The sequence below is a fragment of the Pseudomonas sp. SA233 genome (genome assembly GCF_054792385.1).
Genome location: NZ_CP096449.1, coordinates 367,639 through 382,519, shown reverse-complemented (window position 1 = coordinate 382,519; position 14,881 = coordinate 367,639). Strand labels below are relative to the sequence as shown.

Here is a 14,881-nt window from a genome sequence, read left to right as displayed (position 1 = left end):
ATTGCCAACCGTTTATCTCCCACAATAAGAGTCTCTTTATGCGTCGCCTGCTGACCGGCATCCTCACTACCACCCTGCTGCTGCTCAACACCCTGGTGTTGATCTGCCCGCTGCTGGTCTTCGCCCTGCTCAAACTGGTGCTGCCGGGGCGTGGCCGTGACTATGCCTCGTGGGCGGTGATGTGGGTGGCCGAGACCTGGTCGGAGATCGACAAGGCCATCTTTGCCCTGTGCATTCCTACCCAGTGGGATATCCGCGGCGTCGAGAACCTGCGCAAGGACACTTCGTACCTGGCCGTCAGCAACCACCAGACCTGGGTCGATATTCCGGCGCTGATCGAGAGCCTCAACCGCCGTACACCGTTCTTCAAGTTCTTCCTCAAGAAAGAGCTGATCTGGGTGCCGTTGCTGGGCCTGGCTTGGTGGGGCCTGGACTACCCGTTCATGAAGCGCTACAGCAAGGCCTTCCTGGAGAAACACCCAGAGCTCAAGGGCAAGGATCTGGAGATCACCAAGGCGGCCTGCGAGCTGTTCAAGCGCCAGCCGGTGACCGTGGTGAACTACCTGGAAGGCACACGCTTTACCGAGGCCAAGCACCGCGAGCAGCAATCGCCCTATCGCTACCTGCTCAAGCCCAAGGCTGGTGGCGTAGCGTTCGTGCTGGCGGCATTGGGCGAGCAACTGGATGCCTTGCTGGACGTGACCATTGTCTACCCCGGCAACAAGGCGCCGGGGTTCTGGGATTTGCTAAATGGCAGTATCAGCCGGGTGATTATCGACATTCGTGTGCGTGAACTGGACCCGATGCTGTGGGCAGGGGATTACGAGAATGATGCTGAGTTCAGGCAGACCGTGCAGGCCTGGGTGAACCAGTTGTGGGTGGAGAAGGACTTGCGGATCGAGCAGCTGCGGGTGGAGATGGGCTGAGATTTCCATTGCCTGACCAGGCCTCTTCGCGGGTAAACCCGCTCCCACAGGTACTGCGCAGTACTCAAGACCTGTGAGCCCCCTGTGGGAGCGGGTTTACCCGCGAAGAGGCCGGTACAGGCATTACAAGAATCCGATTAAAAACCTGGCTAATAATCAGCATTAGGATTACTTCTTTGTCACACCCCACCTAAGTGGATAAAAATCGACCAAAGCACAACTACAAAAAAGCTCTGGATCGAACGATGGCCAACCCACCCAGCTCCACCCCCGTCCAGCTCCGCCGTGTCCTCGGCCTGCCCGCCCTGGTGTTCTTCGGCCTGGTGTACATGGTCCCGCTGACCATCTTCACCACTTACGGCATCGTCACCGAACTTACTGGTGGCCGCACGGCCGGCGCCTATATCGTCACCCTGGTGGCCATGCTGTTCACCGCCACCTCCTACAGCTTCATGGTCAAACGCTTCCCGGTCGCGGGCTCGGCGTACTCCTACACCAACATGGCCTTCGGCCCGAACGTTGGCTTCCTGGCCGGCTGGTCGCTGCTGCTCGACTACCTGTTCCTACCGATGATCAACTACCTGCTGATCGGCTTGTTCCTGAACATCGCCTTTCCGGCCATCCCCGCGTGGTCGATCGCGCTGGCCTCTATCGCCCTGGTCACGGTGCTCAACGTGGTCGGTATTCACTCTGTGGCCAAGACCAGCAACCTGATCGTCGGTGCACAGATCGTCTTCATCGGGGTGTTCGTCGCCCTGTCCTGCCAGTCCCTGGCCGGCCAACCGCTCGACCTGCTTTCACCACTGCTGGGCGACGGTTCGCAGCCGGGCTTCGGCGCGCTGATGGCCGGTGCGGCGGTGCTGTGCCTGTCGTTCCTCGGTTTTGACGCTGTCTCGACCTTGGCCGAAGAATGCCGCGATGCCCGCCGCGATGTGCCACGGGCAATCATCCTCACCACCCTGTTCGCCGGGGTGCTGTTCACCGTGCTGGCCTATGTCAGCCAACTGGTACTGCCGGGCACCACCTTTGCCAATGCCGATGCGGCGGCCAACGAGGTGATGTTCAAGGCGGGCGGGCAGTTCCTGGCCAACTTCTTCACTGCGGCCTATGTGGCTGGCAGCCTGGGCTCGGCGCTGGCCTCGCAGGCGGCTGTGTCGCGCATTCTGTTCACCATGGGCCGTGACAAGGTGCTGCCGCAGCGAACGTTCGGCTACCTGTCACCGCGCTTTGGCACGCCGGTGTTCGCCATTCTGCTGGTTTCGGCGTTCTCGTTGCTGGCGTTGGTGATCGACCTGGCGACCCTTGCCTCGCTGATCAGCTTTGGTGCGCTGGTGGCGTTTTCGGCGGTGAACCTGGCAGTGGTGAAGACACACCTGGTGGACGATGCCTCACAGCGCAGCCTCAAAGGGCTGCTGAGCCATGGCCTGGTGCCGCTGGTGGGGTTGGGGTTGACACTGTGGCTGTGGACCAGCCTGTCGGCGCTTACCTTGGTGATTGGCCTGTGCTGGTTTGCGCTAGGTCTTGCGTACCTGGCAGTACTGACCGCCGGCTTCCGCCGCCCGGTGCGGCTGGTGGATTTTACCGAAGCGACCTGACTCGCCTTTGCGGGATACACCAATCTCATGGCCTGCGCTGGCCTTTGTAGGAGCGACCTTGTGTCGCGAAAGGGCTGCAGAGCAGCCCCGGCTATATCTACATCGATGCTGAAATAGGGCGGCCGCTTTGCGGCCCTCTCGCGACACAAGGCCGCTCCTACAGGTACAGCGTCAGCCTTCAAGGCTGTGAAGCTGGCAAAATCCTCAGACCGAAGGTCGAGTCAACGGAGCAGGAGTGGTCCACAAACTCCCCAGGTTCTGCAACAACGACCCGGCAATCCCCTGCTGCCCCAGGTACTGCAACAGCAACGGCGCAAACTGCCCGATCATCCCGGTATCCATCCCCAGCGCCTTGAACGCATTGTCCAGGTCGCTGCGGTTTTCCACATTGTTGCCCAGCGCATTGCTCAACGCCGACTGGCTCTCGCTGTTCTTGCCCAGCAGCTCACCCAGGCCACTCAAACCACCCAGTGCATTGGCCCCGGCAAGCAGGTCCAGCCCTGGCACGGCCTTGGTCAATTGGCCGTAGTCGTCGCTGCTCAGGTTGTTGCGCGCCAGCCCAAGCATGGCCCCCGCCCCGCCCACGGCTTGCTCCGGGGTGATATTCAATTGGCTGCCCAAGGTATTGAGCAGGTTTGCCTGCGCCTCGGGTGCCTGTAACTGGCCTTGCTGGCTCTGATTCTGGTTCTGCATGGCCGACACGGCGTTGGCGGCGTCGCTGAGGTTGAAGGCGAACACCGGGCTTGCGGCCAGGGTCATCAGGATTGCCAGGGTGAATGCTCTCATCGGGAGGGGACCTCGTCGGCCAGGATGGCGTGGGAAACGAGTAATTTGACTCATGGTTTTGGGGTTTGTTCCAGCCGTTCGTTACCTAGCAGAATTGCTAGTTGTCACCATCTAAACATGGCGCGCAATGTAAAGCACCATCGCAAAATCGCAAGCGCCCAGGAAGAAATTTATGATGGACAACACCGGAAGTAGAAGAGAATTGGTTTCAACATCAATCGGCCCGCACTCCCAAAAGGTCTCAGATAGAAGAACCATGACCTTCTATAAAAATGGCAAACTTACTACCGAGATATATGCGCAAGGCTATTGTCATGTTTTCGGTGCGCAAGCCACCCATATGGCTCAGCTTGACAAAACTCAGGAGCCCAACTTTTTTAGAGTCGATGAAGCCAATACAGTACTTGGCATGCTGAGTGACTCAATGTCGTACTCCCCCTATGGCTATCTAAATATTGAAAAAGCGGCAGCACTGCTCGGATTCAATGGGCAGCGGCGAGACCTTTTGACTCAAGGATATCTACTGGGCAATGGGCGCCGACTATACATCACATGCCTTATGCGGTTCGGCAGCCCGGACACGTTCAGCCCCTTCGACAGAGGAGGTGTGAATGCTTACGCTTACTGCCAGAACGACCCTATCAATAAAGTAGACCCCTCGGGGAACATTCCCCACCATTTACGTAGCGTCGCCAAGTGGATCGGCAATATTACGGGATTGAGAAAGCCTTCATCCAACCCAGGGGGCACTTTAAGCATCATCAATGAACCAGGTGTACGAGATAAAATATTCAGTCAACTTCCAGCAAAAGACCTGGGGAACCTCGCCTCCACATCAAAGGCATTCCACTTGGAGATTGGGGAATTATCCATAAAGAATGTCAAAAAACTAGATGCAAACTTAGTACCTGCGGCAATCCAAGGAGAAGTTGAGGGCATTCTTCCAATTGACACAAAACGTAAGCGCGCCCTTCATAATAGTGTCATACAGGAAATTGAAAATTTACCTATCCGCCGACTGGAAAACAGCGACGCACTTGCTGACCTGCACCCAGGAGTCGCATTCTTACGTATAAATAGAAATAACCAAAAAATGCTAAACTTTGCCCATGAATCCGGAGTTCCCATAATCGATCCAGTAAGTGGCAGGCGAAATGCCATTCGCTTGCAGCGCTAGCTACAAATACCACTCCCATAGGAAGTACATTACGCCTTTGTGTCTATATTTGTACTACAATGCCACAAAGCCCCTCACCTCCTGAGGGGCTGTCATTTTCAAGCCGCACGGAACATACTCCCAACTCCCTCCAAGCCATTGTGGTGTTCTGGGTTGCGTCCTAGTCTCGGGCGGTCGCTGTACATCAGCGATCGGCTTTGACAGGCCGACTCAAATTGAAAGCTATGCCCTGCCTTTCATGGCGGCTGTGCGTGGGGCATCTTCGGGTGCGCCGAGTTCCTCAATTTGACAGGTCTGTCACCCCACTGCACAACTGCCGCCCTTTGTTTGACAGCAAATGGCGGCGGATTCATCGCAAATTGAGGGTTACACCATGCTGAAAACTGTTTCTGATCCGTCCCATAATCCCCACTCCCTTGAAGACGGCATCCTCCAGACCATGGAGTACGCCCAGTGATGATCGCCGACGGGCATATTCAAATCTTCAGCAGACACGGACTTTACGTCGCGGCGGGCACCGAAATACTTCAGGAATACAGCAATTATTTTGAGCGTATTGGAAGGAGAGCAGAGGAGATCCGCCAACAACTCGGGACTGATCAACTCCGATGGTTTCACTTTTAACGCAGATACCCAGATACTCAAAGGAGTCGGCCCCTAATCACCCGCTACCTGATAAAACTGCTGGCCGCCGGTGATAGGGCCAGCACTACGCGTCCTAAAATTTCAGACTGAAGGCTGAACCAAAGGCGCCGGCTTTGCCCACAGTGAAGGAAGAGACGACACCGCACGGTCAGCTTTCCCTCAGCCTTTGCTGGAACGCTTGGATATCGCGCGCCATTTGCTCTTCCAGAGTTATAAACCTGCCAAAATCTGTAGGCTCGCCTGGACTTGAAACTCGCTTGAACCTAAGCAAGTGGTGCGCCGCCCTGGGAATCCTAAGTTCATTTATACCTTTGCTCCGTACCACTCCCCGTGAGGATTCTTTCTGAACCCCTTCAAAATCAACTGCACTTACCGCTAACACAGTACCTTTTTTCTTTAAACGTGCATAGTTTAGCGCGTTCTCGTACGTATCGGTCACAAACAATGTGCCAGTTGGGCTTTTAAAACCTTCGTTCAAAATTTTCCTTGCTGCGGCCTTACTTGTACCATGATAACCAATCCGGACGTTTTGGTCTGCCTGCTTTCCGCCAGGACTTTTAGAGGACCAATGAAGACTCCTAAAAAAGTTGAAAATCCGCCCATGACCTGTCGGATCGGTAAAGTTTACAGGGTCACCAATGCAGTACACGTACGAATTCACTCCCCCTCTACCAAATGGGCTCAAGTTATCCGGACTGGTAAATCGCATCAGACTGGGACTATACGCACGATATCCATTACCTAATAAGTAACGAACTGCGATTTCATCAAATCGCTCACCACTGAACCCGAGCAAAGCATCCTTTAAATTTTCTAAGGATCCACAACCATAGGGCGCGTAGGCGACTCCAAATTTCGCTCCATATTTCGGCACACGCGAAACAGATAGTTTTTCATCATGATAAAGCAGTCCTATCTCGTATCGACCGTCATGAATTTCACGCTGGGCAAGCACGCCGTGCTCGAACCTATAAATCGATTGCCATTTATAGCCTTGGTTTCTTGCATGTAGATTATCACCTTGATAGAAATACTGAGCGAAGGCTAGTTCCAACTTGACATCATATTTCTCAGGCATCCCTTGTTCAGGTACAGGTTCAATAGGCATAGATATCACCTCCAGCAGCATGATTACCTCTATCCATACACTCGCCCACTCAGGTTATGCCGTCTACTAGCAAAAATATCAGTTGATGGCGCTACTCACAGCGCAATCGGACATTTCTTCAGAGAAAGGCCAAAGAGCCATGTCGCTCCAGAAAAGCAACTGTCAAATTTGCCAGTAGCAGAATCGACATAGATGAAGTTAGTCTAATTTATACTTCCGCGACTCCGCCATCGTACCGCCAAGCACCACGAGGCTAGCTCAATCAATTTATTGGAGGACTATCATGGCACACCTCTTCTACCAAAGCAGTCATCTCATCACTTTAAAAATAGGCGATTATTACCGCTCGACTTTCCGGTCCGCCAAACATATTTTCGCTGAATCCTCTACTGATAGCGCCCGAAAACGTGAACTGTTAGCGACAGATACGAAAAACTCAATAATGTACGCCCATGACAGCGTAAAAAAAGAAGAGTATGCATATGCCGCTTTTGGGCATTCGAGAAAACTACCGTCCAAACGGACGTTGCAAGGATTCAATGGCGAATTTATAGATATACTATTAGGAGTCTATCACCTTGGATTGGGGTATAGAGCATACTCCCCAGATCTAATGCGCTTTCAATCACCTGATAGTCTCAGCCCCTTTGGAAAGGGTGGAACGAACTGTTACGCATACTGCGGCGGAGATCCAGTCAACTATACAGACCCGACAGGTCATACACTCGTACGTTTGAAAAATGGCCAGATCATGAGGGTAGGCAAGAACTCTGCCGTGGCGCTTTCTCGTGAACTCAAGCCCAACACGCTCAAGCCCTCCACGCTCAAACGTACCACCTCGCATGCCAGTGCATTGCGTCCAAATGCCCCACGCTACTCTGCCACACCTGAAAATCACTTTGGTAAAATAACAGAGCCCGATATATTCGAGGCCATTATTAGCAATCTATTCTACCAAGAGGCAGCCGCACTCTCAAATACATCTAGATCCATCAATAGCTATACCGCCCCAATCATTCAAAGATACACAAAAGCAATAACCGCAAACAATCAAACAATGAGCGCTGCGAGGGCGGGAACACTCTCCGGCGTACCGGGCAATTTCAGCAGAAGCGCTGTAGCTAGGTTTGATCTATTAGAAGATATAAACAGCATAGGAGTTCATGGCGGTGCAAGCAATTATTTGAGACTGATCAGAGATGGCCGACAGCAAGCTCGTCGAGACGCTTGGAGAGAGCGAACTGGTAGGCTTGAGCACCTCATCTTCGATGCTGATTAAAACATGAGGGCGAACACTTCAAAGTCGCCCTCTACAAGCGGCTTTGAATGTTCAATACATTTCTCAGATTTATTGTATTCGTCCGGCCAATAGATCTTCCTGCCGCAACCGCCGAAGGCCATGGTGTCCACCAAATTTGAGTGGACTTCGGTTGCACGATCAGAAAGCCGTAGCGGTATGTGCGGGATATGACCATTGACGGACTGATGGACAACAAGCCGCAGCTGCTTTGGGCTTCACATTACCTGAGCGCGTTGGCCAAGGCGCTGATGGATGATGCCGAGTTGGGGATGATGCGCTGAGCCTTGTATATGGCCGGTTAACGCGGTCAGCTGTAGGAGCGGCCTTGTGTCGCGAATGGGCTGCCAAGCAACCCCAGGGTTTTGGCGCAAATGCACAGCGCAGCCCTTTCGCGACACAAGGCGCTCCTACAGGGGGCAGTGCAGGCTTGAGATCAGTGCAACAGCCACAAAAAAGCCCCTCGATTCGAGGGGCTCTTGTTAATCGGCGCTGATTACGCCGCCCCCCACATCTTGTGCGGGTCAATCACGAACTTCTTCGGCACACCCGCATCGAACTCGCCATAACCTTCCGGCGCCTGGTCGAGGTTGATCACCTGCACACCCACCACTTCGGCAATGTTGATACGGTCCCACATGATCGCCTGCATCAGCTGGCGGTTGTACTTCATGGTCGGGGTTTGGCCGGTGTGGAAGCTGTGCGATTTCGCCCAGCCCAGGCCGAAGCGGATGCTCAGCGCACCGATCTTGGCAGCAGCATCCACTGCACCCGGGTCTTCGGTCACGTACAGGCCCGGGATACCGATGTTGCCGGCAACGCGGGTAACCTGCATCAGCGAGTTCAGCACGGTGGCCGGCGCTTCATGCTTGGCACCTTCGTGGCCATGGCCGCGCGCCTCGAAGCCAACGGCGTCGATGGCGCAGTCCACTTCAGGCTCGCCGAGGATATCGACGATCTGCTCGTGCAGCGGGGTGTCCTTGGACAGGTCGACCACTTCGAAGCCCTGGGACTTGGCGTGAGCCAGACGGGCCTGGTTGAGGTCGCCGACGATGACGCAAGCAGCACCCAGCAGGCGCGCCGAGGCAGCGGCAGCCAGACCGACCGGGCCGGCGCCAGCAACGTAGACGGTGCTGCCCGGGCCAACGCCGGCAGTCACGGCACCGTGGTAGCCGGTCGGCAGGATGTCGGAGAGACAGGTCAGGTCACGGATCTTTTCCATGGCCTTGTCGCGCTCGGGCAGCTTCAGCAGGTTGAAGTCGGCGTACGGCACCAGCACGTACTCGGCCTGGCCGCCGGTCCAGTCGCCCATGTCGACGTAACCGTAGGCACCGCCAGCGCGGGCAGGGTTGACGGTGAGGCAGACACCGGTGTGCATTTCCTTGCAGGAGCGGCAGCGGCCACAGGCGACGTTGAATGGCACCGAGACCAGGTCGCCAATCTGCATGCGCTCGACGTCACGGCCCTTCTCGACGATCTCGCCGGTGATTTCGTGGCCCAGTACCAGGCCGACCTGGGCAGTGGTGCGGCCACGGACCATGTGCTGGTCGGAGCCGCAGATGTTGGTGGAGACCACCTTCAGGATCACGCCGTGCTCGATCTTCTTGCCGCGTGGGTCCTGCATTTTCGGGTAGTCGATCTTCTGCACCTCGACCTTGCCGGCGCCGAGATATACCACTCCACGATTGCCAGACATGCTCTTACCTCGCTTGATTTATATTTATGCAGCGGTGGTTGAACGCGCCGCCATCCGTGGGCGGCATGTGTTACTGGAATGCAGGGAATTGTGGGCCTGATGGGGACGGATGCACTGACTGGAAACGACAGGCAAATGCCTCTGAACGGCAATCGGCCAGGTGGTGGTCGCGCGCTTGCGCAGGACGATGAATATCTACCGCAATACGTCGGCGGCCGGGTGTTTCGATAGGGATGCAGCAACCCATCGTCCATCAAACTGGAGAACCACCATGACAGATATTGAACGCCCCGAGGACGCCTTCTGGCCCTACTGGGTCGAGGCTGCCAAGCAGCAGGGCTTCGACCCAGACATCGAAGCAGCATTGTTCGGCAAACAGCGGTACTTTCTGGACGCCGATAAGATCTTCTATTACGCGGCTTATGGTCCCGGCTACGACTTCGACGAAGAAGCCGAAGGCATGGATCTTCACGAGTTCAAAGCAGGCTGGGTGGACCGCGACGGCGATCCAATCCCAGGTAACAAACTGGGTGCGGACATGCGCCAGAGGTTCGTTACAGCCATCCGCGAAACCCTGAAAGCCCATGCCCGCGATAAAAGCTAGACGCGGTCAGAGCACCACAGTCCTGTTCGCATTGAGGAACACTCGTCGCTCGATGTGATACCCCACCGCTCGCGCCAGGGTCAGGCACTCGATGTCGCGCCCCTTGGCAATCAGGTCTTCGGGGTAATGACTGTGGTCGACCACCTCCACGCCCTGGGCGATGATCGGGCCTTCGTCCAGGTCGTTGTTGATGTAGTGCGCCGTAGCGCCAACCATCTTCACGCCCTTGTTGTACGCCTGGTGATAAGGCTTGGCACCCTTGAACCCTGGCAGCAACGAGTGGTGAATGTTGATCGCCCAACCATCCAGGCGCCGGCACAGCTCCGGTGACAGCACCTGCATGTAGCGCGCAAGAATCACCAGTTCGGCACCGGTTTCCTCGATCACCTGAAGTACCTTGCGCTCTTGCCCGGGCTTGTCCTTGGGGTCGAGGGCAAAGTGGTAGTAAGGAATCTTGTGCCAGTGTGCCAGTGGTTCGAGATCAGGGTGGTTGGACACCACCGCGACCACGTCCATGGCCAGCTGACCGATACGCTGGCGATACAGCAGGTCGTTAAGGCAGTGGTCGGCCTTGGACACCATGATCACCACCTTGGGGCGATGGTTAGGTGCGGTCAGCTCGAAGGTCATGCCGAACGCCTCGCTGCGCTCGGCAAGGCCGGCCCGAAAGCCGGCTTCGTCGAAATCATCCGGCTGGCGGAACTCCACGCGAATGAAGAAACGCCCCGACAGCCGGTCATCGAAGGAGTGGTGCTCCGTCACGTAGCAGCGCTGCTCGAAGAGGTAACGCGTCACCACGTCGACGGTGCCGAGCATGCTCGGGCAGTCGGCGGTGAGAATCCAGGTATCCGGTGCCCGACTCATGTTCTGTTCTCCTTAAGCCTCGATGCTCAGGCCGTACTCGGCCGAAGCGTCCTGCAGCCACAGCCACCAGTAGTCGGCGAAGCTGCGGCGAATCACCAGCTCCCAGGTATCTTCGGCGGTGCGGCGGATCACCAGTTGCGACTTGGCGAAGACGGTGCCGACTGCCTTGCCCACCGGGAAGTTGTTCGGATGAACATCATAGCTGGTGGATTTCATCAGCACTTCGCGCACGTTCGGGCCGCGCAGTTCCAGCAGGCTCTGCCCACCGCTGACGTTGACCACCTGGATGTGCTGGCCTTCGAGGGCTGCGCGCAGCTTTTGCTCAACGGCAAACTCCTGGCCGCCCGGGACGATCAGCAACCACTCGTCGGGGCCCATCCATTGCAGCGACATTTCGTTGTTGGCGACCACGGTCAGGGCCACTGGCAGCTCCAGGCCCAGGGCCTTGTGCACACCGGCGGCGAATTCCGGGTCGTGGCCATCGCCACGGATGGTCAGGTGGCCGAGGAACTTGCGTTCACGCAGGGTCACGCCTGCGTTCTTGCGGCCTTTGCCAACCAGGCTGGCCAGGTCGGCGTGGTGCAGTGGCGACTGGGCCTTGGCCTCGGCGCCGGGGTTTTGCTGGAAGACGTTGATAGCGCTCATTTCTTACCTGCCTTGAATTCTGTTGATCGCGAAGACCTGAGGTAGAACCTGTAGTCACAGACTGAGGAGACCCATTGTGGGAGCGGGTTTACCCGCGAAGAGGGCGGTGAATCCACCATCGCATTCGCGGGTGAACCCGCTCCCACAGAGGCCGCATTCCAATCAGAGCTACCGGTGAAGCCTCAAACGTTCTGCCGCTCACCCTTCGGATCGAAGAACACCGAAGACACGATCTCCGCCTCGATCACGCTGCCATCCGCCTGCGGCGAATAGACGCGCTCGCCCATGCGCTTGAGGCCGCCTTTGACCACACCCATGGCGAACGAGTAGCCGAGGGAGTTGGACGCATAGCTGGAGGTGACGTGGCCAACCATATCCATCGGGATCGGCTGTTTCGGGTCGAATACCAGCTGGGCGCCTTCCGGCAGCCACTGGTTCGGGTCGACCGGCTTCAGGCCTACCAGTTGCTTGCGGTTCTCGCGCACGCAGTCTTCGCGGTTCATGCCACGCAGGCCGATCCACGAGTACGGCTTGTTGCGGCCTACGCACCAGCTCATGTTCAGGTCGTCCGGGGTCATCGAGCCGTCGGTATCCTGACCAACGATGATGAAGCCCTTCTCGGCACGCAGTACGTGCATGGTCTCGGTACCGTAAGGGGTCAGGTTGTACTTCTTGCCTGCCTCGATGATCTGTTCCAGCACGCCCATGGCGTAGTTGGCCTGCACGTTGACTTCGTACGACAGCTCACCGGTGAACGAGATACGGAACACCCGGGCCGGTACGCCGCCGACGTTGCCTTCCTTCCAGGTCATGAACGGGAAGGCTTCCTTGTCCATGTCGATGTCGGTCAGCTCGCTCAGCAGCTTGCGGCTGTTGGGGCCGGACAGGGTCATGGTGGCCCAGTGGTCGGTGACCGAGGTGAAGTACACCTTCAGTTCCGGCCACTCGGTCTGGTGGTACAGCTCCATCCACTGCAGCACACGGGCGGCGCCGCCAGTGGTGGTGGTCATGATGAAGTGGTTGTCGCCGACGCAGGCGGTCACGCCGTCGTCGAAGACCATGCCGTCTTCCTTGCACATCAGGCCATAGCGGGCCTTGCCCACGTCGAGCTTGGTCCAGGCGTTGGTGTAGATGCGGTTGAGGAACTCACGAGCATCCGGGCCCTGAATGTCGATCTTGCCCAGGGTCGAGGCGTCCAGCAGGCCCACGCTGTCGCGCACGGCCTTGCATTCACGGGTCACGGCGGCGTGGATGTCTTCACCGGCTTTCGGGAAGTACCACGGGCGTTTCCACTGGCCGACGTCTTCGAACTCGGCGCCGTTCTTCACGTGCCAGGCATGCAGGGCGGTGAAGCGTACGGGCTCGAACAGGTGACCACAGTGACGGCCCGCTACTGCACCGAAGGTAACCGGCGTGTAGTTGGGGCGGAACATGGTGGTGCCCATTTCCGGGATGGTAATGCCGATCGAACGGGCGGCGATGGCCAGGCCGTTGATGTTGCCCAGTTTGCCCTGGTCGGTACCGAAGCCCAGCGCGGTGTAGCGTTTTACGTGCTCGACCGACTCGAAGCCTTCGCGGGTGGCCAGTTCGATGGCGGCCGCGGTGACGTCGTTCTGCTGGTCGACGAACTGCTTGGGTGCGCGGGCAGTGCCCTTGTCGTGCGGCACCTGGAACAGTGCCACGGTGGCCTCTTCCTTGCGCGCAACGGTTTTTGGCAGGCTGCCAACGGTGGCCTTGAAGCCCGCTTCGGTGGCTGCGCGAACGCCGCCTTCGAAGCCATCGGCGATCACGTCGCCCAGGGCGTAGACGCCGTTGATGCCACCCACGCATTCGCGTTTCTGCGGAGCATCGCCCGGCACGAAGCCGAGGATGTCTTCACGCCATACCGGGCGACCGCCCAGGTGCGAAGCCAGGTGCACGATCGGGCTGTAGCCGCCGGAGGTGGCGATCAGGTCGCACTCGAGGGTTTCGCCAGGGCTGGTGACCTTGTGTGCCTGCACATCGATGGCGGCCACGCGGGCGCCGGTGACGTGCTTGCTGCCCTTGGCCTCAATCACGGCGCTGGAGGTGAGGATGCGAATGCCTTTGGCACGTGCTTCTTCAACCAGCGAGCCACGTGGGTTGTGGCGGGCGTCGGCAATGGCGACCACTTGCAGGCCGGCGTCGTGCCAGTCCAGCGCGGCGCGGTAGGCGTGGTCGTTGTTGGTCGACAGCACCAGCTTGCGGCCCGGGGCCACGCCGTAGCGGCGTACGTAGGTGGACACGGCACCGGCCAGCATGTTGCCCGGCAGGTCGTTGTTGCCGTACACCAGCGGGCGCTCGTGGGCGCCGGCAGCCAGCACCACGCGCTTGGCGCGGACGCGGTGCACGCGGTGGCGTACCTGGCCGATCGGGGCGCGATCGCCGAGGTGGTCGGTGAGGCGCTCGTGGATGGTCAGGAAGTTATGGTCGTGGTAGCCGTTGACCGTGGCACGTGGCAGCAGGGTCACTTCAGGCAGGCTTTCCAGCTCTTTGACCACGGCGCTGACCCAATCGGCAGCAGGCTTGCCGTCGAGGGTTTCGCGGGTGTCGAGCAGACTGCCGCCGAACTCTTCCTGCTCGTCAGCCAGAATCACGCGGGCACCGCTGCGGCCAGCGGCCAGGGCAGCGGCCAGGCCGGCAGGGCCGGCACCGACGATCAGCACGTCGCAGTGCTGGTTCATGTAGTCGTAGCTGTCCGGGTCGTTCTGCAGCGGCGCGCGGCCAAGGCCTGCGGCTTTGCGGATGTACTTCTCGTAAGTCATCCAGAACGATTTCGGGTACATGAAGGTTTTGTAGTAGAAGCCCGGCGGCATCATGCTGCCGCCAACCTTGCCCAGGATGCCCATGACGTCGTTATTGACGTTCGGCCAGCCGTTGGTGCTGGTAGCTACAAGACCTGCGTACAGCGCCTGCTGGGTGGCACGCACGTTGGGGATCTGGGTGGCTTCGCTGGAGCCGATCTGCAGGATGGCGTTCGGCTCTTCGGTACCGGCGGCGATGATGCCGCGTGGACGCGAATACTTGAAGCTGCGGCCGACGATGTCGACGCCGTTGGCCAGCAACGCGGCGGCCAGGCTGTCACCGGCATAACCCTGGTAGGTCTTGCCGTTGAAGCTGAAGTTAAGGACCTTGCTGCGGTCGATACGGCCGCCGCTGGCGAGGCGATAGGTCTGGCTCATACTTTTTCCCCTTGGCCTTTGACGGTCGACGCGGCGCTGCTCTGCTTGCCGCTGGCGGTCACTTGCGGCTTCTCGCCAATCTTGTAGGTTTCCAGAATCTCGTAGGTCACGGTGTCACGGGTGACGTTGAAATACTGGCGGCAGCCGGCAACGTGGTCCCACAGTTCGTGGTGAATACCGCGTGGGTTGTCACGGTAGAACATGTAGGTACCCCACTCCTCGTCGGAGCAGGCGTTAGGGTCCAGCGGGCGGGCGATGTGCGCCTGGCCAGAGGCGTGGAACTCTTCTTCGGAGCGCAGCTCGCCGCAGTGGGGACAGAAAATATGCAACATGACGGT

The 14,881-nt window shown here is 58.0% G+C and carries 13 protein-coding genes and 1 pseudogene; 7 read left to right on the top strand and 7 right to left on the bottom strand.

Features of this window, described 5'->3' with window-relative positions; genetic code table 11:
- The first annotated feature begins 38 nt into the window (after positions 1-38).
- Together M1D87_RS01765 and M1D87_RS01760 are read left to right on the top strand one after the other, a co-directional pair.
- Positions 39-926, top strand: coding sequence for an acyltransferase (locus M1D87_RS01765; RefSeq protein WP_013970527.1), 888 nt, complete (start codon positions 39-41; stop codon positions 924-926).
- A gap of 245 nt (positions 927-1,171) precedes the next feature.
- Positions 1,172-2,521, top strand: a complete 1,350-nt coding sequence (locus M1D87_RS01760; protein WP_123085390.1) for an APC family permease — start codon at positions 1,172-1,174, stop codon at positions 2,519-2,521.
- A 204-nt stretch (positions 2,522-2,725) separates the two neighbouring features.
- Here M1D87_RS01760 and M1D87_RS01755 read toward each other — a convergent pair whose 3' ends face one another.
- Complete coding sequence (locus M1D87_RS01755; protein WP_123085391.1) at positions 2,726-3,307, bottom strand: DUF2780 domain-containing protein; 582 nt, start codon at positions 3,305-3,307, stop codon at positions 2,726-2,728.
- A gap of 172 nt (positions 3,308-3,479) precedes the next feature.
- On the opposite strand from M1D87_RS01755, the gene M1D87_RS01750 reads away from it, so the two are divergent.
- Positions 3,480-4,484, top strand: a complete 1,005-nt coding sequence (locus tag M1D87_RS01750) for an RHS repeat-associated core domain-containing protein (RefSeq protein ID WP_259677113.1) — start codon at positions 3,480-3,482, stop codon at positions 4,482-4,484.
- 453 nt (positions 4,485-4,937) lie between these two features.
- A complete protein-coding gene (locus tag M1D87_RS01745; RefSeq protein WP_183596721.1) occupies positions 4,938-5,108 on the top strand; it encodes a hypothetical protein in 171 nt (56 codons plus the stop codon).
- 169 nt (positions 5,109-5,277) lie between these two features.
- Here M1D87_RS01745 and M1D87_RS01740 read toward each other — a convergent pair whose 3' ends face one another.
- On the bottom strand, positions 5,278-6,258 hold the full coding sequence (locus M1D87_RS01740) for an RHS repeat-associated core domain-containing protein (protein WP_259677114.1): 981 nt from the start codon (positions 6,256-6,258) through the stop codon (positions 5,278-5,280).
- A gap of 262 nt (positions 6,259-6,520) precedes the next feature.
- Between M1D87_RS01740 and M1D87_RS01735 the strand changes: the two genes are divergently transcribed.
- A complete protein-coding gene (locus M1D87_RS01735; RefSeq protein WP_123085393.1) occupies positions 6,521-7,516 on the top strand; it encodes an RHS repeat-associated core domain-containing protein in 996 nt (331 codons plus the stop codon).
- A gap of 176 nt (positions 7,517-7,692) precedes the next feature.
- Positions 7,693-7,818 (top strand): annotated as a pseudogene (locus M1D87_RS01730) (DUF3077 domain-containing protein); the annotation flags it as partial.
- 212 nt (positions 7,819-8,030) lie between these two features.
- Here the strand turns inward: M1D87_RS01730 and fdhA are convergent.
- Positions 8,031-9,230 (bottom strand): formaldehyde dehydrogenase, glutathione-independent, encoded by a 1,200-nt coding sequence (fdhA, locus tag M1D87_RS01725; RefSeq protein ID WP_039613198.1) that lies wholly within the window; start codon positions 9,228-9,230, stop codon positions 8,031-8,033.
- Between the two features lie 271 nt (positions 9,231-9,501).
- Between fdhA and M1D87_RS01720 the strand changes: the two genes are divergently transcribed.
- Positions 9,502-9,834 (top strand): hypothetical protein, encoded by a 333-nt coding sequence (locus tag M1D87_RS01720; protein WP_123085394.1) that lies wholly within the window; start codon positions 9,502-9,504, stop codon positions 9,832-9,834.
- A gap of 6 nt (positions 9,835-9,840) precedes the next feature.
- Here the strand turns inward: M1D87_RS01720 and purU are convergent, their stop codons facing one another.
- The 4 genes from purU to M1D87_RS01700 form a co-directional block, all read right to left on the bottom strand.
- Positions 9,841-10,698: a formyltetrahydrofolate deformylase gene (gene purU / locus M1D87_RS01715; RefSeq protein WP_013970522.1), complete on the bottom strand. Its 858-nt coding sequence runs from the start codon at positions 10,696-10,698 to the stop codon at positions 9,841-9,843.
- Between the two features lie 12 nt (positions 10,699-10,710).
- The gene (locus M1D87_RS01710; RefSeq protein ID WP_013970521.1) at positions 10,711-11,343 is read right to left on the bottom strand and encodes a sarcosine oxidase subunit gamma; all 633 of its coding nucleotides are present in this window, start codon (positions 11,341-11,343) and stop codon (positions 10,711-10,713) included.
- A gap of 182 nt (positions 11,344-11,525) precedes the next feature.
- Entirely contained in the window at positions 11,526-14,543 is a 3,018-nt protein-coding gene (locus tag M1D87_RS01705) for a sarcosine oxidase subunit alpha (protein ID WP_039613195.1), read from the bottom strand.
- Positions 14,540-14,875, bottom strand: a complete 336-nt coding sequence (locus M1D87_RS01700) for a sarcosine oxidase subunit delta (protein WP_039613194.1) — start codon at positions 14,873-14,875, stop codon at positions 14,540-14,542. The genes M1D87_RS01705 and M1D87_RS01700 overlap by 4 nt, the downstream gene beginning before the upstream one ends.
- Positions 14,876-14,881: the final 6 nt, after the last annotated feature.